Source organism: Ferranicluibacter rubi, assembly GCF_011603255.1.
Classification (GTDB): domain Bacteria; phylum Pseudomonadota; class Alphaproteobacteria; order Rhizobiales; family Rhizobiaceae; genus Ferranicluibacter; species Ferranicluibacter rubi.
In genome coordinates this window covers 1-14,908 of record NZ_JAANCM010000008.1, presented here as the reverse complement: position 1 = coordinate 14,908, position 14,908 = coordinate 1, and the positions used below count along the sequence as shown (strand labels likewise).

Annotated in this window: 13 protein-coding genes and 1 pseudogene; 1 reads left to right on the top strand and 13 read right to left on the bottom strand. The window is 62.7% G+C overall.

Annotation, left to right across the window (positions count from 1 at the left end):
- Positions 1-2 precede the first annotated feature (2 nt).
- From G8E10_RS15710 to G8E10_RS15665, 10 genes are all read right to left on the bottom strand, one after another.
- Positions 3-1,349 (bottom strand): adenylate/guanylate cyclase domain-containing protein, encoded by a 1,347-nt coding sequence (locus G8E10_RS15710; protein WP_110801452.1) that lies wholly within the window; start codon positions 1,347-1,349, stop codon positions 3-5.
- Positions 1,350-1,674: 325 nt separating this feature from the next.
- A complete protein-coding gene (locus tag G8E10_RS15705) occupies positions 1,675-2,715 on the bottom strand; it encodes an isopenicillin N synthase family dioxygenase (RefSeq protein ID WP_110801453.1) in 1,041 nt (346 codons plus the stop codon).
- Between the two features lie 167 nt (positions 2,716-2,882).
- The gene (locus G8E10_RS15700; RefSeq protein ID WP_422038412.1) at positions 2,883-3,497 is read right to left on the bottom strand and encodes an alkylhydroperoxidase domain protein; all 615 of its coding nucleotides are present in this window, start codon (positions 3,495-3,497) and stop codon (positions 2,883-2,885) included.
- A gap of 14 nt (positions 3,498-3,511) precedes the next feature.
- Positions 3,512-4,099 (bottom strand): CMD domain protein, encoded by a 588-nt coding sequence (locus G8E10_RS15695; RefSeq protein WP_110801454.1) that lies wholly within the window; start codon positions 4,097-4,099, stop codon positions 3,512-3,514.
- 92 nt (positions 4,100-4,191) lie between these two features.
- Positions 4,192-5,244 carry a putative FMN-dependent luciferase-like monooxygenase gene (locus tag G8E10_RS15690; protein ID WP_110801455.1) on the bottom strand — a complete coding sequence of 351 codons (1,053 nt, stop codon included), beginning with the start codon at positions 5,242-5,244 and terminating at the stop codon, positions 4,192-4,194.
- Positions 5,241-6,890: a dipeptide ABC transporter ATP-binding protein gene (locus tag G8E10_RS15685; protein WP_110801456.1), complete on the bottom strand. Its 1,650-nt coding sequence runs from the start codon at positions 6,888-6,890 to the stop codon at positions 5,241-5,243. The genes G8E10_RS15690 and G8E10_RS15685 overlap by 4 nt, the downstream gene beginning before the upstream one ends.
- Positions 6,887-7,774, bottom strand: a complete 888-nt coding sequence (locus G8E10_RS15680; protein ID WP_110801457.1) for an ABC transporter permease — start codon at positions 7,772-7,774, stop codon at positions 6,887-6,889. The genes G8E10_RS15685 and G8E10_RS15680 overlap by 4 nt, the downstream gene beginning before the upstream one ends.
- The gene (locus tag G8E10_RS15675; protein ID WP_110801458.1) at positions 7,774-8,712 is read right to left on the bottom strand and encodes an ABC transporter permease; all 939 of its coding nucleotides are present in this window, start codon (positions 8,710-8,712) and stop codon (positions 7,774-7,776) included. Before G8E10_RS15675 ends, G8E10_RS15680 begins: the two co-directional genes overlap by 1 nt.
- 56 nt (positions 8,713-8,768) lie before the next feature.
- Positions 8,769-10,400 carry a TIGR04028 family ABC transporter substrate-binding protein gene (locus G8E10_RS15670; protein ID WP_110801459.1) on the bottom strand — a complete coding sequence of 544 codons (1,632 nt, stop codon included), beginning with the start codon at positions 10,398-10,400 and terminating at the stop codon, positions 8,769-8,771.
- A 351-nt stretch (positions 10,401-10,751) separates the two neighbouring features.
- Entirely contained in the window at positions 10,752-11,732 is a 981-nt protein-coding gene (locus G8E10_RS15665) for an aldo/keto reductase (protein ID WP_110801460.1), read from the bottom strand.
- Between the two features lie 267 nt (positions 11,733-11,999).
- Here G8E10_RS15665 and G8E10_RS15660 point away from each other — a divergent pair, with 267 nt between their 5' ends.
- Entirely contained in the window at positions 12,000-12,893 is an 894-nt protein-coding gene (locus G8E10_RS15660; protein ID WP_110801461.1) for a LysR family transcriptional regulator, read from the top strand.
- Positions 12,894-13,064: 171 nt separating this feature from the next.
- Here the strand turns inward: G8E10_RS15660 and G8E10_RS15655 are convergent.
- The 3 genes and pseudogenes from G8E10_RS15655 to G8E10_RS15645 all read right to left on the bottom strand — a co-directional run.
- A protein-coding gene (locus G8E10_RS15655; protein ID WP_167129999.1) for an IS3 family transposase occupies positions 13,065-14,203 on the bottom strand; the annotation gives its coding sequence in 2 pieces (ribosomal slippage) (positions 13,065-13,945 and positions 13,945-14,203; 1,140 coding nt in all).
- A gap of 100 nt (positions 14,204-14,303) precedes the next feature.
- Positions 14,304-14,672: pseudogene (locus G8E10_RS15650) on the bottom strand (IS3-like element IS426 family transposase); the annotation flags it as partial.
- A gap of 135 nt (positions 14,673-14,807) precedes the next feature.
- Positions 14,808-14,908: integrase core domain-containing protein (locus G8E10_RS15645; RefSeq protein ID WP_167129984.1), on the bottom strand; the 101-nt coding region annotated here is incomplete at its 5' end.

Below are 14,908 nucleotides of genomic sequence, written 5' to 3'. Positions count from 1 at the left end.
CATCACGCCAGATGCGCGCGCACCGGATGATCCCGGCCCCGAATGTCGACCGTCAGCGTGCGGGTGAAGCTGCGGCCGGGCGGAACCCCTCCCGCAGCCCGCAGGCAGGCATCGGACACCACGAGGCGACCGTCGAGATCCCGCGTGGCGCGCTCCAGTCGGCTTGCCACGTTGACAACGTCGCCGATAACGGTGAATTCGCGCCGTTCGCTGGTTCCCACGTTGCCGACGATGACTTCGCCGAAGTGCAGGCCGATCGCCACGCGGATGGGCTCGGCGCCGCGTAACGTCCGCTTGGCGTTCCACGCGGCATAGGCGTCCAAAAGATCGAAGGCACAGGAGAGCGCCCGCTGGCCCGCATCGGTCTGCGGCTCGACGCCGCCGAACGTCGCCATGATGCCATCGCCCAGAAACTTGTCGAGCGTACCGCCGCTGGGAAGCAGCACGGCGCATCCCCGTTCCTGAAAGCTGCGCAGAAGCGCCAGCGCCTGCTCGGGCGAGCGCTTTTCCGCCATGTGCGTGAAGCCGACGATATCCACGAACATCACCGCAACCTCGCGCTTGGAGGGCGCGCCGAAGCTTGGGCCATCGTCTCCCATGGCATGCGCGACATCGGGCGACACATAGCGCGCGAGCGACTGCCGCACGGCATTGTCCTTGATCTGGGCGATCAGCGTGTTGCGGCTGCGCAGCACAGCAATAGCGAGGAACAGGGTGAATAGCCCGGTCGTCACCACCTGCACCCACATCTGGGCGAGGCCGACGAAGTAAGGATTGAGAAACCGCTCCAGCGCCTGCATCTCCGTCAGGTCGCCGGCATCGCCGAACCTGACGGTATCCACCCTGTCGTAGATGCTGTTGATGCCGAAGGACCAGACCGCGATTATGATGCCACCGGTCCACACGACGAGGATCGGCGAATAGGTCAGCGCAGATTCTGCAAGCAACAAAAGCACATAGAGGAATTCCGGGCCGCGTGTCCGCGTCTGGATCGGCCAGTCGGACGCAAAGTCGCCGAAGGGCGGGAGAAGGATGGTGGACGTGATGAGGGCGACGTCGAGGATGGTGCAAGCGAGCTTGATCGTCCAGGCGGCCGGATGGCGGCGGGTTGCATAAGGGATGTAGCTGAGTGCAAGGAAGGCGAGACTGATAGCGAGATAGTAGATGTTGCGCGGCCAGGCGGTGCTGACCAGAAGCCAGAGCGCAATGACGGCCACGGCGCAGAGCCGCACGCGGAACGCGGTCGCCAACCCCGTCAGTTCCGCATCGTGCAGCCGCCGCGACTGCTCGTCGGACGTCGAGCGCCCTGGCAGCGCGGCAGACAGTTGAAGCTGAAGCCATTCGAGCATCAGATGCGTTCACTCCCTGCAGCCGTCCTCCACAGATCTTGCTACATCAAGAAGGGGCTGAATGACATCCGTAAGATCTTGGGATGGTTCGAGAGTGAGAGCGTTGAAATGGAGGAGACCAAACGACCGAGCGCAACCTCCTGAGCGCCGGAGAGCGGCGTCACCATCGTCGCTGCCGCCAGCGCATATTCGGCCTGCGCCCGCATGTCCGCTACAGATCCGCCCTCCCGTTTCGACGTCGAACTCGCGCAACGCCGACAGCCAATCCGTGCAGACGGCAGACCATCTCTCGATCTTTGAGAATACCGCTGCTCGCGGCTCAATCTCAGATTTTGGCTGGCGTTTCCAGCAGGTGGAGCAGGTCCGGATGGTGCTTGGCTGCGACATCGGGATGCGAGCGCAGGCGGCTCTTCAGGTGGTTGATACCGACCTCGCGGAAGATCGGGTTAAGGGGATCGACGGTAACGCCGCGTTCGCCGCGCTTCAGGCTCTCGGGCAACGGAATGACGGGGATGGTGGCGTCGTAACGGGCGCCGAGGAAGAAGGCGACGGAATAGCGTTCGCTGCCGGCGGGCGGCGTCACCACGCCGTGCACGTCGGCGCGCACGAAGCCGTTCGTCGCGAGTTCCAGAAGCTCGCCGCTGTTGATGATGAAGGTTCCCGGCACCGGAGGCGCGTCGATCCACACGCCCTCTTCCGTGCGGATGCGCAGGCCGGGCACCGTATCCTGCAGAAGCACGGTCACGAAGCCGCCGTCCTTGTGGGCGCCGACGCCTTGGTCGCTGCCTGCCTCATTTCGACCCGGGTAGCGGATGATCTTCAGAAGCTGCGAGGGAGATGGCTCGTAGATATCGGCGAATGCGTTTTCCGGCTGGCCGAGGGATAGCGCGATCGCCTTGAGCACGTCGATGCCGATGCGGGTGACTTCGGCCTGGTAACGCAGGAGCAGCGGTCGCAGCTCCGGCAGGGCCTCCGGCCACTGGTTCGGTCCATAGAGCCGGTTCCATGGGGTCTCGGGGCCAGCCTCGACCGGCTGCCCTTCGGTGTTGATATCGAGCTGTTCGCGCCAGTCCTGCTCGCCGCGTGTCCGCTCGTATCCGGCGCGATTGTATCCGCGGAAATGCGGTGATTTCACCATCTCGATCGACAGCTTGTCAGCGTCCGGAATAGCGAAGAAGCGCTTGGATGTCGCGAGCACATCGTCGATCAGGCTTTGCGGAACGCCGTGGCCGGTCAGGTAGAAGAAGCCGTGGTCATGGAGGACGCGCGTCAGTTCCGTAATGAAAAGGTCCCGCTCTTCGGGCGTGCCGTAGAACCGGGAAAAGTCGATCGTGGGCATATGCACGGGCTTGGTGTGAATCGTCATGGACTTGTTCCTCAAAGACGGCGGATGGGGAATGAAACGAGATGAGCCGCACCCGCGGCTTCTGAACGGCACCCTGTTTTCCGCGCGGACGATGCGACGCCCGCCAGCAAGCGCCGAACATTTTTCACGGTGACGTCGACGGCTTCCCTGCGCGCAACGTGAAAGTTTCAGCCGGCGGGCAGAGGCTCGCCGATCGAGAGCATCAGCCGATTTGCCCAGTTGAAGAACGCAGCGCCATGGATGACATCGGAGATCTCCTCGGTCGAAAGGCCGGCAGCCTTCAGGCGGTCGACATGGGTGGTGTCGAAGGCCGGAGGCGTCTGAGTCAGGACAACGGACGCCGCGATGATCGCATTCCAGCGTTCGCCGAGATCGACGTTCACGCCTTCATCCAGAAGACGCTGTACGTCCTCGCTGCGCTTTGAGAAATGCGAGGCAAAGCGGGAATGCACGGAGGCACAGAAGATGCAGCCATTTTCGCGCGAGGCGGCGGTCGCTGCCAGTTCCCGCTCGGCGCGCGGCAGGCCGTCTTCGACATTGTAGAAGATGTCCTTGTCCGTTTTCGTTCTCGCCTCCAGAACATCGGGGTCGCGCACCAGAAGCATGAAATAGGGCGATTTCGCGCGGGATGCCTCGACCAGACCCGCCCAGTGTCGATCGGTCAGTTGATCTTCCGCAAGCGGCGCCAGCCATGGCGTCCAGCCGATCTGATCCTGGGTGAAGGCGACGGGTGCATTCTCGACGGCGGGCGTGATGACGGGGTGTTGCAGGGGAGCGTTCATGAGGGCATCTCCGTTCAGGCGGCGGACAGGACTTTCAGACCGGCGACAACGCGGATCTGAAACGAAAGAAACGCGACGAGCTGGGACAGCGTGACGATGCCGGTGCTGCTCCAGCCGGCAGCCGCCAAGGCAGCGAGAGCTTCCGGGCTCGCCTCCCGCGGCCGGAAGACGAGCAGATGCGCATGATCGAGCGCCGCCGCCAGCCGCGCGCCGATCGCATCACGCTGCGCGGAAGCGACGGCGTATTGGAGGCCCGCCTTGTTTTCGACCGAGAGCGGTCCATCCGGATAAGCGCCATAAGGGCCTTTCGTGACACCGGCCTCGGCGGCAGCGAGAACGGCGGCAAGCAGCCTCTCCCCGTCCGGCTGGCCGGTCAGAAGTGCACCATAATGCTCGGTACTTGCGGTATCGGCATGCAGGACGGCCACGAACAATGCGACGGCGAAACGCTCGGCGAGGCTGACATCGTCGACGTTTACCGGCTGGAAGAGCGCCCGGTACGTCTTTTCCGCGTTGTCCCGCGTCACGGGTCGCCGCAAGCGCAGGGCCTCCAGCGGCGATCCGGTCGCGGTTCCCGCCAGCGTATCGATGATATCGGTCATGATGGTCTCCTTGTGCAGATGTCTGGGTGCAGATGTCTGGCGTATTTCGCCTCTTCGCTCTGGGGTCGTTCAGCGAGAGAAAGAGACGGAACCTATTCCGCCGCAGCGAGATGGCCGGCTTCACTGCGATGCCAGCCGAGGGTTGGCGCCACATGCGTTGCGATCAGCTCGATCGAGCGAAGGATGTCGGTATGCGGCGGATCGATGGAGTGGACCTGGAAGGTCAGATCGGTGGTGCGTGCCAGTGCATCATCGGCCTTCAGCGAGGCGATGACGTCGTCCGGCGTGCCGACGTGGCTGTCGAGGGCGCGGATGAGGTCGTGCACCGAGGTGCCGGGGATGCGATGCCCCGCTTCGGCAAAGCGTGCGGCAACGCGGGTCAGGCCGATGTCCGCGAGCCGCAGCGCCTCCTTGCGGCTCTCCGCCACGAACAGGCTGCGCGAGCCGAGGATGCGCGGCGCGCGGCCCTTGGGCAATGCCGCGAGATAGGCGTCGATAAGCGGATTCTGCAGGTCGGGCAGTGTCGCGTCCAGCCGGTCGGCGGGCCGCGGCTGCGTGCGCGACAGCATCAGCCCGTCGCCGGAGCGGCCGGCAAGCTCGGCGCCACCAACCGAAAACGTGGCCAGCCAGACGCGGTCGATCAGTGTCGGCGCCGGCGGATAGAGCATGTTACCGCTCGGCAAGGCTTTCCCGGCCCATGCCGTTCGGACCAACGCGAGGTTGCGCGCATAGACCTCGCCGCGCGTCGCGCTGTCGATGCCGAATTCCTCAAAGGATTCGCGCGTACCGCCCGTGCCGAAGCCCACCTCAAGGCGGCCGTTAGACAGCAGTTCGAGGACGGCGGCATCTTCGGCAACCCGGATCGGATTTTCCATGGGCAGGGTGATGACGCCGGTGCCAAGCCGGATGCGCTCCGTCCGCGCCGCGACATAGCCAAGGAACACGCTCGGCGAAGGAAGCCCACCCTCCTCCGGATGGAAGTGATGCTGGGCGATCCAGGCGCTGTCGAAGCCGAACGCCTCGGCATGGCCGATCTGCTCGGCTGCCAGCCTGTAGCGTTCGCCGGGGGAGACATCATCGAGGAGGCGGGTGAAGAAGCCGAGGCGCTTGCGGGCCGTTGCTGTTTCGCTTTTTGCCAGGGTCATGCCGGATATCCTTCTGCCGTCTCGGACGGATTGGACCGCGCGCCTTCTGCCTGACGTCGGCGCCCGGGAATGGCCTCGATGAGGTCGCGCGTGTAGGCGCTCGTAGGCCGCTCGAACACCGCCTCAACCGAGCCATGATCGACCTGACGGCCCTCGTGCATCACCGAGACGCTGTCGGCGATCTGCCGGACGACGGCGAGATCGTGCGAGACGAAGAGATAGGTGAGCCCGAGATCCGCCTGCAGTTCGGCAAGCAGCGAGAGGATCTGCGCCTGCACGGTCACGTCGAGCGCCGATACGGCTTCGTCGAGAATGACGAGCTTCGGTTCGAGGATCAAGGCCCGGGCAATCGCGATGCGCTGCCGCTGGCCGCCGGACAAAGCATGCGGGCGGCGGGCAAGCGTTGCCTGCGTCAAGCCGACCCGGTCGAGGATGGCGGCCACGCGCCGGGCCCGTTCGTCGCGTGCCACGGGGGCGAAGTTCAGGAGGGGTTCCTCAATGATGGAAAACACCGACTGGCGCGGATCGAGCGATGCCAGCGGGTTCTGGTAGACCAACTGCACCTTGCGGCGGAACTGCCGCAGCGTTTCACCCTTCAACGTGCGAGCGTCGAGGCCGTCGATGAGGATGCTGCCAGATGTCGGCCGCTCGAAGCCGGCAATCGCGCGAATGGTGGTCGTCTTGCCCGACCCGCTCTCACCCACGATCGCATGCGTCGTGCCCGGATCGATCCCAAAAGATACACCGTCCACCGCCCTCTGCACGCCGCCGTCCGGCAGTGCGAAATCCTTGACGAGATTTTCCACGGTTACGAGGGGCGTCTCTCCGGCGCGCGATCGCCGCACGATGCGGGCCGGGGCGGACAATGACGGTGCGTCGGCCAGGAGGCGTTGCGTGTAGGTGTTTTGCGGCGCAGTAAGAACGTCCGCGGTCGCCCCCTCTTCCTGGATCTCGCCGCCCTTCAGCACGATCAGCCGTGAGGAGCGATCGGCGGCCACGCCGAGATCGTGCGTGACGAAGAGCACCGCCGTGCCGAATTCGCGCCGGAGATCGTCGATCAGGTCGAGAATGCGCTTCTGCACGGTCACATCGAGCGCGGACGTCGGCTCGTCGGCAATGATCAGCGCCGGTTCGAGCGCGATGGCGATAGCGATCAGCACGCGCTGTTTCATGCCGCCGGAAAGCTCGTGCGGATATTGTCGGGCCCGGACCTCCGGCTGCGACAGACCGACTTTGGTCAGGAGTTCGATGACTCTCCTGTCTGCAGCCTTTCCCCTCGCCTTCCCATGCACGGTCAGGATTTCCCGCACCTGCGCACCGATCGTCATCACCGGATTGAGCGAGCCGGTGGGGTCCTGCGGAATGAGGCTGACGACAGCGCCGCGCACGGCATCGAGCCGCTTCTGGCTCCACCGCGTGATGTCGGTTCCGTTGAGAAGGATGGCGCCGCCGTCCACCCGGCCGTTTCCCTGGAGAAGGCCGATCACCGCCTGTGCGATGGAGGTCTTGCCCGAACCACTTTCCCCGACCAGTGCCACGACCTCTCCCGGAAAGACCTGGAGGCTGACGCCGTTGACGGCGCAATGCGGGACATTCGCATCATAGGAGACACGCAGGTTGCGGATGTCGAGGATCGGCATGGTCATGATCCGGCTCTCCCGAACGACTGGCTGATGCGGTTGGCCGAGAGAACGACGATAACGACGATAAGGCCGGGCGCCGCCGTCAGCCACCACGCCGTTGCGAGGTAATTGCGGCCTTCGGCAATGAGGAGGCCCCACTCCGGTGTCGGCGGCGGTGCGCCGTAGCCGAGGAAGCCGAGCGTCGAGATCTGCAGCAGGGCCCAGCCGAACTGCAGGGCCGTGAAGGCGAAGACCGACGTCAACGAATTCGGCAGGATATGCCGCCAAAGAACCTTTACGAAGCTGCCGCCGCTGCCAAAGGCGGCTTCGACATAGTCGGACCGGCGCACGCGAACGACTTCCGAGCGCGTCAGCCTGGAAAAGCCTGCAATCGCCGTCGCACCGACCGCAATAGCCGAGTTGAACGTGCCGAAGCCGAGAAGGATGATGATGCTCAGAGACAGCAGCAATGTGGGGATGGAAAGCAACACATCCACGAGGCGCATGAGCAGATCGTCGATCCAGCCGCCAACCGAACCCGCGAGAATGCCGATCGTCGTGCCTGCCAGAAGCCCGACACCGACGGCGGCGAGCGCTCCGGTGAGCGAATGGACGGAACCGTGCACGATGCGGGAAAACAGGTCGCGTCCGAGCGAATCCGTGCCCAGCAAATGTGCCGCGCTCGGTGCCTTGAGCTGTCCGCCGGGCACCCCTTCCACGGGATTGTAGACCGTGAAGAGGCCGGGTGCCATGGCCCAGAGGAGAACGGTGGCGAGCACCAGCCAAGCGAGGACGAGACTGGGCGATATGCCGCGCCAGACCCTGAAGCGCGCGGCGGTGCTTGGCGTTGCAGCCGACGCAGCCGAGGCCGGCACAGACCGCCGGTCGAGAATGTCGAAACTGGTCATCAGGCACCTGCTCGGGGCTTCAGCCTCGGATCGAGGAAGGGATAGGCGAGATCGACGATCAGGTTGATCGCCACGAAGATCGCGGCGGAAACGATGACGACCGCCTGGAGAACGGCAAGGTCCTGATAGCTTACTGCCCGCTCCGTCAGGCTGCCGATGCCGCTGAGGCCGAAGACGGTTTCGGTCACGACGGCGCCGGCCAGAAGCTCGCCGAAGAGAACGCCGGCAATGGTGAGGACGGGCAGAACGGCGTTGCGGGCGACGTGGCGGAACAGGACGCGGCCGCGCGAGGCGCCCTTGGCGCGGGCGACGGAGACGAAAGACCGGGTTTCGATCTCGTCGAGGTTACGGATAAGAATCTGCGCCAGCGGTGCGGAGATCGGCACAGCCAGCGTGAGAACAGGGAGGATGAGGCTTTCCCACGGGCCTGGGTGGATGACCGGGACCAGCTTGAGCCGAAAAGAGAAGATCTGGATCAGCATGATGCCGAGCCAGAAGACGGGAATGGAGATGAACAGCGCCGGGATGGACTGGATGAGATCCCGCAGGCGGCTGCCGGCCGAAAAACTGGACAGGAAGGCGAGAAGTGCGGCGAGGATGACGGCTGTGGCAAAGCCGAGCGATGCGAGTGTCAGCGTGGCCGGAAGGTTGACCGCAAGTTGCGCCGAGACGGGAACGCCGGCCCGAACAGAATAGCCGAAATCGCCGGTGAGCACATTTCCAAGCGATGCCGCATATTGGGCGAAAAGACTGCCGTCCACCGCATAATCCGCTCTGATTTCTGCGATCTGCTCGGGGCTCAGCCCGTATTCGGGGTTGAGGAACTTGATCAGCACGGCATCGCCCGGCATGGCCTGCAGCAGCACGAAGGAGAGGGTGAAGGCGGCCCAGAGAACCAGCACCGCCTGTCCGATGCGTGCAATAACGAATTTCAGCATGACGTCTCCGCATTCTGAACTTTGACCGGCGATCGATCCCGCCGCCGGTCAGAGGCTCATTTGTCCAGCCAGACGCTATAGAAGCTCGGACGGCCGACCGCCTCGAAGGCAAGCCCGTTGACATAAGGCGCTGACGCATAGACCTGTGGCTCTTCGAAGATCGGGATCGCATAGGCTTGATCGAGCACGTAAGCCTGCGCCTCGGCTGCCGCTTTCAGGCGCTTCTCGCGATTCGGCTCCGTTGCGATCGTCTCCAAGATACCATTGAGCTTCGGATCGACGAACGACTGGACCTTGTCGCTCGGCCCGCCCTTCTGGCGCAGGACATCGCGGTTTTTCGGATAGTACTGGCTCTTGAGCACGTCCGGATCCGCCCGTCCGACCATGGCCGGTGAAACCGGCGTCTTCAGGGGATCGAGATCGTCGACCGTGCGGCTGCCGGCGTCGCCAGCAAGCACGTTGAGAGTCACGCCGACCTTGCCCCATTGCTGAGCGACGAGCTGAAGCGTGGCGCGGTTTTGCGGCTGCGGCAGCGACTCGTAGGCGGTCAACACTAACTTCCGCCCGTCTTTCTCGCGGATGCCGTCCGCTCCGGGCTTGTAGCCGGCTTCGTCCAGAAGCGCCTTTGCCTTCTCGGCATCGAAGCCGAGTTTCGCGGTCTCATCCGCATAGCCGATGGCGCTGGATGCGAGGATGGAGGTGGCGACCGGGTAATTGGCCGAAAAGAGCGTGGACACGATCTCCTTCGTGTTGGTGGCGAGCGAGAGCGCCTTGCGCACCTTCACGTCGGCAACCAGCGGATTATCCGGACGGAAGACGATGCTGTTGTTCACGCCGCGCGTGCTGGCCGCATAGATGCGGAAGTCCTGGCTTTCCACCTGCGGCTCGTCATAGGCCTGGATCTGCCGGATAAGATCCGCCTGCCCCGCAAGCAACGCGCCGATCCGCACGCTATCCTCGCCGGTGACGATGTAGCTGATGCCGTCGATGTAGGCCCGACCCTGATGCTCCAGCTTCGCCGGGCCCCACGCATAGTCTTCGCGCGCCTTGAGGTTGAGTTCCTTGCCGAGCGTCTCGCTTTCGACGACGAAGGGACCGGACCCGACGATCTTCGTCGCGTCGCCGAGCGTCTCGAACGGAAGCGTCAACGTCTTCAGCGAGACGAGACCGGAGCCTATGACCGAAGTGCCCTGCAGAAAGCCGGGCGAAGGCTTCTTGAAGTAAAACTTGACCGTCTGGGGATCGACGACCTCGCTGCGATCGTAATTGTTGACGACCTCGGAGACCGGGTATTTCAACGCCTTGTCGCCGAGGCCGAAAACGTCGAAATTCCGGGCAACGGCTGCCGCGTCGAGCGGACTCCCGTCGGAGAAGGTCACGCCGGAACGAAGCTTGAACGTGTATTCCGTCGCATCCGCATTCACCTGCCAGGATTCCGCAATCCAAGGCTCAACCTCCAGCGTCTTGGGGTTCTGGTACGTCAGCTTGTCGGTGATCTGGTTGAGAATGCCGCCATTCGGGTAGAAGCCGCCCGCCGGAGGATAGAGATTGGTGTGCGTCTGCTGCTCCAGATAGATCAGCGTTCCCCCTTTGACCGGCTCCGCAGCGTGCGCCCCAGACGCGCTCACCGCCGTGGCAGCCAGAACGGCTGCAAGAGTAAAGGATGTTAAGGAGACTCGGCTTTTCATCAGACACCTCTGGAATTTGATGATTTCAGGGTAATCCTTTCCGATTATGGGGCAATGCAGTCTATAAGATTACTATACTAAATTTCCCACCAAGGACGGATGAAATCACTCACGCTGAAGGTCGCGGGAAAATATGGAGGGAACGCGATCCTTCATAGTCCTATCGGTGGATCGCGTCAGGAGGGAGCCGGTCGGGCCCGTCTGACAGTCTGCGCGTCATCTTCTAGATAACCCGCAGACGGAATGATCTCGAAGACATCGGACGACGTGGCACGGCTGACCTGGTTAGAGGTAACGCGTGTGTTCATTGTCCATTGGCCCCGAGCACCATCCCTTTGGGACCGGTGACGGTCATCGGTCGATCCGGGCCTGCTGCTGGGGCGAATAACGTTCGCCCTGAATAGCGATCCCGGCAACGGCGGCGTTAATCGCAGCCAGGTCCGCTTCTGACAGGGTGATGTCCGCCGCCGCGATGTTCTCATCCAGACGATGCAGCTTGGTGGTTCCCGGAATCGGCACGAATGTCGGGCTCTGTGTCAGGACCCATGCCAGTGCCAGCTGCGCAGGCGTCACGCCCTTGTCCTGCGAAATCCGGGCCAGCGTATCGACGATACCTTGGTTGGCGGCACGGTTTTCCTCGCTGAAACGCGGGACGGAATTGCGGAAATCGTTCTGGGTGAAGCTCGTGCCCGCATCGATCGTGCCGGTGAGGAAGCCTTTGCCAAGCGGGCTGAAGGGGACGAACCCGATGCCCAGTTCCTCCAGAACCGGAAAGATCCGCTCCTCCGGCTCCCGCCACCACAGCGAATATTCGCTCTGCAACGCTGCGACCGGCTGGACGGCATGCGCGCGGCGGATATTGGCGACACCTGCCTCCGACAGTCCGAAAGCGCGGACCTTGCCTTCCGCAATCAAGTCCCTGACCGTGCCGGCGACGTCCTCCATCGGCACGTTCGGATCGACCCGGTGCTGGTAAAGGAGATCGATATACCCCGTCCGCAAGCGCTTCAGGGAGTCCTCGACGGTGGCGCGGATGTGGTCCGGCCGGCTGTCCATGCCGCCGCCGCCGGGGATGTCGAAGCCGAACTTGGTGGCGATCACCACCTTGTCGCGGATCGGCTGCAGCGCCTCGCCGACGACCTCTTCGTTCTTATAGGGTCCATAGACCTGGGCGGTATCGAAAAAGGTAATGCCGCGCTCGAAGGCGCCCCGGATGAGCTTGATGCCGTCAGACGGTTCGAGCGGCGTTCCGTAGGATTGGCTGATCCCCATGCAGCCAAGGCCGATCGCTGAAACGTCCAGACCACTTGTGCCGAGTTTACGTGCTTGCATGATGCGTCTCCTTTGAGATTGGTTGACCGAACGTCTACTTTCCGAACCCGCTCGCCCTAGCGGTAGGAAGCGGTGAAACCGCCATCCATCAGGATGTCGCTGCCGGTGACGAAGGGCCCTTCGGACCCCTTGGCGAAGGCCTGAGAGCCGTCACGTTCGATGTCCGTTGGCGCGCATCCTTTCCGTCGGATGTGTGCCAAGATACGCTTGTCAGATCATTCTGATTAGATGGTATGATCCGCATGAACATATGCAGGAGAGCCATGAATGCTACGCGAAAACCTGAACGACCTGCTGGCCTTGCGCGCGGTGGCACAGGAGCGGAGTTTCACCAAGGCAGCCGCAAAGCTCGGCTTTTCACAATCGACTCTCAGTCATACGATACGGGAACTGGAATCCCGGCTCGGGGTCCGGCTGCTCACCCGCACGACGCGGAGCGTGGCGCCCACCGAAGCGGGCGAGCGACTGCTGCAGTCGATCGGGCCCGATCTTGATCACATTGAGGGCGAACTGGCGGCGCTGAGCGACTTCCGCGACCGGCCGGCCGGCACGATCCGTATCACGTGCAGCGAACATCCCGCCGACGCCATCCTGCGTCCCGCCCTGCAGAAGATCCTGCCAGCCTATCCGGACATCCGCGTGGAGGTGATCCTCGACAACGGGCTCACCAACATCGTGGCGGAACGGTATGACGCCGGCATCCGCCTGGGGGAGCAGGTCGACAAGGACATGATCGCGGTACGGGTCAGTCCGGAGGTCAGCATGGCGCTGGTCGGGTCACCCGGCTACTTCGAAAACCGCGACATGCCGCTGACCCCGCGCGACCTGACCGAACATAACTGCATCAACCTGCGCCTGCCGACCTTTGGCGGGCTTTATGCCTGGGAGTTCGAGAAAGATGGCCAGGCACTGAACGTGCGGGTCGACGGCCAGCTGACCTTCAATACCGGGAGCCAATCGCTGAAAGCCGCCATTGCCGGGCTTGGACTTGCCTTCGTCACAGCGGACATGGCCCTGCATGCGATCAGCGAGGGCAGGCTTATCCGTGCCCTGGAAGACTGGTGTCCCCCCTTTCCGGGCTATCACCTCTACTACCCCAGCCGACGCCTGCCCTCACCTGCCTTTGCGGTCCTACTGGAGGCTTTGCGTTACCGAGGCTGATCGCAACAGTGCGCGATACCCCGTGCACTTGAAATTGCAACCTTAGATTGCTCCAGTGCGTTAATTAAGTATAATAAAAGAAAAGGCCGTGCAGAAGCAGGGTGTCAGATAGAGGTGGCTCGGTTTGTCTGAACAGTTTCGGGCGTTTTGCTAAGTGGATTTCCGCCTCGGTTATGCCGCCACCATCATTGGTGCCAGCGCGTTAAAGTAGGCCTGCTCCGGCGTCTGCCCGTCAAGGGATGAATGTGGGCGTCGGCTGTTGTAGAAGGTCAGATATCGGCCAATGCCAGCGCGGGCCTCAGACACGGTCTTGTAGGCGTGCAGGTAGACCTCCTCATATTTGATCGACCGCCAGAGCCGCTCGACGAAGACGTTGTCGCGCCATGCGCCCTTGCCATCCATCGAGATGGCGACCTCGGCTTTCTTCAGCACCGCCGTGAAGTCCACCGAGGTAAATTGCGAGCCCTGATCCGTGTTGAAGATGTCGGGCTTGCCATAGCGGGCGAGCGCCTCCTCGACCGCTTCGATGCAGAAGTCCGCTTCCATCGTGATCGACAACCGCCACGACAAGACCTTTCGGCTGAACCAGTCCACGACGGCACAGAGATAGACAAATCCTCGCGCCATGGGGATATAGCTGATGTCCATGGCCCAGACCTGGTTGGGTCTGGTGACGGCCAACTTGCGCAGGAGGTAGGGATAGATTTTGTGACCTGGCGCTGGTTTGGAGGTGTTCGGGCGGCGGTAGATCGCTTCGATGCCCATCTTCTTCATCAGCGTGGTGACGTGCAGCCGCCCCGTTTCCAGCCCTTCTCCCCTCAAGAGCCCCTGCAACATCCGACTTCCCGCGAACGGGTAGTCGAGATGCAGTTCATCGATCCGCCGCATCAGGGCCAGATCGCCGTCGGGCACTGGACGAGGCAGATAATAGACGCTGCCACGGCTGAAGCCGAGAAGCTTCGCCTGGCGCACGACGGATAGTTTATGCTCGCGGTCGATCATTTCTTTCCGCCCAGCAATCCCGCCTTGCCGAGCGCACCGGATAAAAAATCGTTCTCCAGTGTCAGTTCGCCGATCTTGGCGTGCAGCGTTTTGACGTCCACGGCCGGACCCGCCGGTTCCGCCTTCGCTTCATCGCCGAAAACGCCCGTCGCCCCCTCAAGGAGCTGGTCTTTCCACTGTTTGATCTGGTTGGCATGCACATCGAACTGCTGGCACAATTCCACCAGCGTCTGCTCACCTCGGATGGCAGCGAGCGCCACCTTTGCCTTAAAAGCCGGGCTGTGGTTCCGGCGCGGTCGTCTCGTCATGGTAGCTCCTGTTCCCGGCATCTAAGCCGAAGTCAGGCAGAAATTCCACTTATCCCCGCTGTGCAGATTTCCCGAGCCACCTCTGATTGAGCGCCTAGGTAAACAGCCTCGTGTCGCGCGCTGTATAAGCCGAACTATTGTCCGAGAGATGCTCGATAGCATGAAGCGCTCTCGTTGCGCGGAAGCGTTTCTCGACTGCCTCCAGCATCATATCGCGCACGTCTGAGCCGGAGATGCCTGCATTGGCGACCGCCGTCCAGGCGATGATCTCGTGGTCGAAGGCGTTGATGATGAAGGCGAGACGAATGACCTCGCCATTCCAGCAGGTGGACTCCAGCCCAACGGAGCACCAGCGCAGGTTCGAGCGTATGACCATGATCTTGCCGTCGTTGATGCGGTCTTTGCGAACGGCCGTATGGTTCTCCAGCAGCATGCCCATGATGCGATGAACCCACTTAGCGTTGACGACAGGCTGATCGGCGGCAGGAGGGCAACGACAACGGGAAGCGGGATGAAGGTCATGGGGAGAGACGGTTTTCGAGATGCTGACCTGAGACCCACTTTCCCACCAGTTTTCAGAGAGTCTTGGGTTTTTAATCTGGCCTCATGCGGCCTGTTTTTCCATAGCTATTTTCATTGCGAACTCGTTGGGGGTGATGTTGCCCAGCGACGAGTGCGGTCTGTTTCTGTTGTAATCCTCCTTCC

Coding starts and splice junctions, on each gene's coding strand:
- G8E10_RS15710 (WP_110801452.1), bottom strand. CDS start 1,349: ATGCTCGAATGGCTTCAGCTTCAACTGTCTGCCGCGCTGCCAGGGCGC.
- G8E10_RS15705 (WP_110801453.1), bottom strand. CDS start 2,715: ATGACGATTCACACCAAGCCCGTGCATATGCCCACGATCGACTTTTCC.
- G8E10_RS15700 (WP_422038412.1), bottom strand. CDS start 3,497: ATGAACGCTCCCCTGCAACACCCCGTCATCACGCCCGCCGTCGAGAAT.
- G8E10_RS15695 (WP_110801454.1), bottom strand. CDS start 4,099: ATGACCGATATCATCGATACGCTGGCGGGAACCGCGACCGGATCGCCG.
- G8E10_RS15690 (WP_110801455.1), bottom strand. CDS start 5,244: ATGACCCTGGCAAAAAGCGAAACAGCAACGGCCCGCAAGCGCCTCGGC.
- G8E10_RS15685 (WP_110801456.1), bottom strand. CDS start 6,890: ATGACCATGCCGATCCTCGACATCCGCAACCTGCGTGTCTCCTATGAT.
- G8E10_RS15680 (WP_110801457.1), bottom strand. CDS start 7,774: ATGACCAGTTTCGACATTCTCGACCGGCGGTCTGTGCCGGCCTCGGCT.
- G8E10_RS15675 (WP_110801458.1), bottom strand. CDS start 8,712: ATGCTGAAATTCGTTATTGCACGCATCGGACAGGCGGTGCTGGTTCTC.
- G8E10_RS15670 (WP_110801459.1), bottom strand. CDS start 10,400: ATGAAAAGCCGAGTCTCCTTAACATCCTTTACTCTTGCAGCCGTTCTG.
- G8E10_RS15665 (WP_110801460.1), bottom strand. CDS start 11,732: ATGCAAGCACGTAAACTCGGCACAAGTGGTCTGGACGTTTCAGCGATC.
- G8E10_RS15660 (WP_110801461.1), top strand. CDS start 12,000: ATGCTACGCGAAAACCTGAACGACCTGCTGGCCTTGCGCGCGGTGGCA.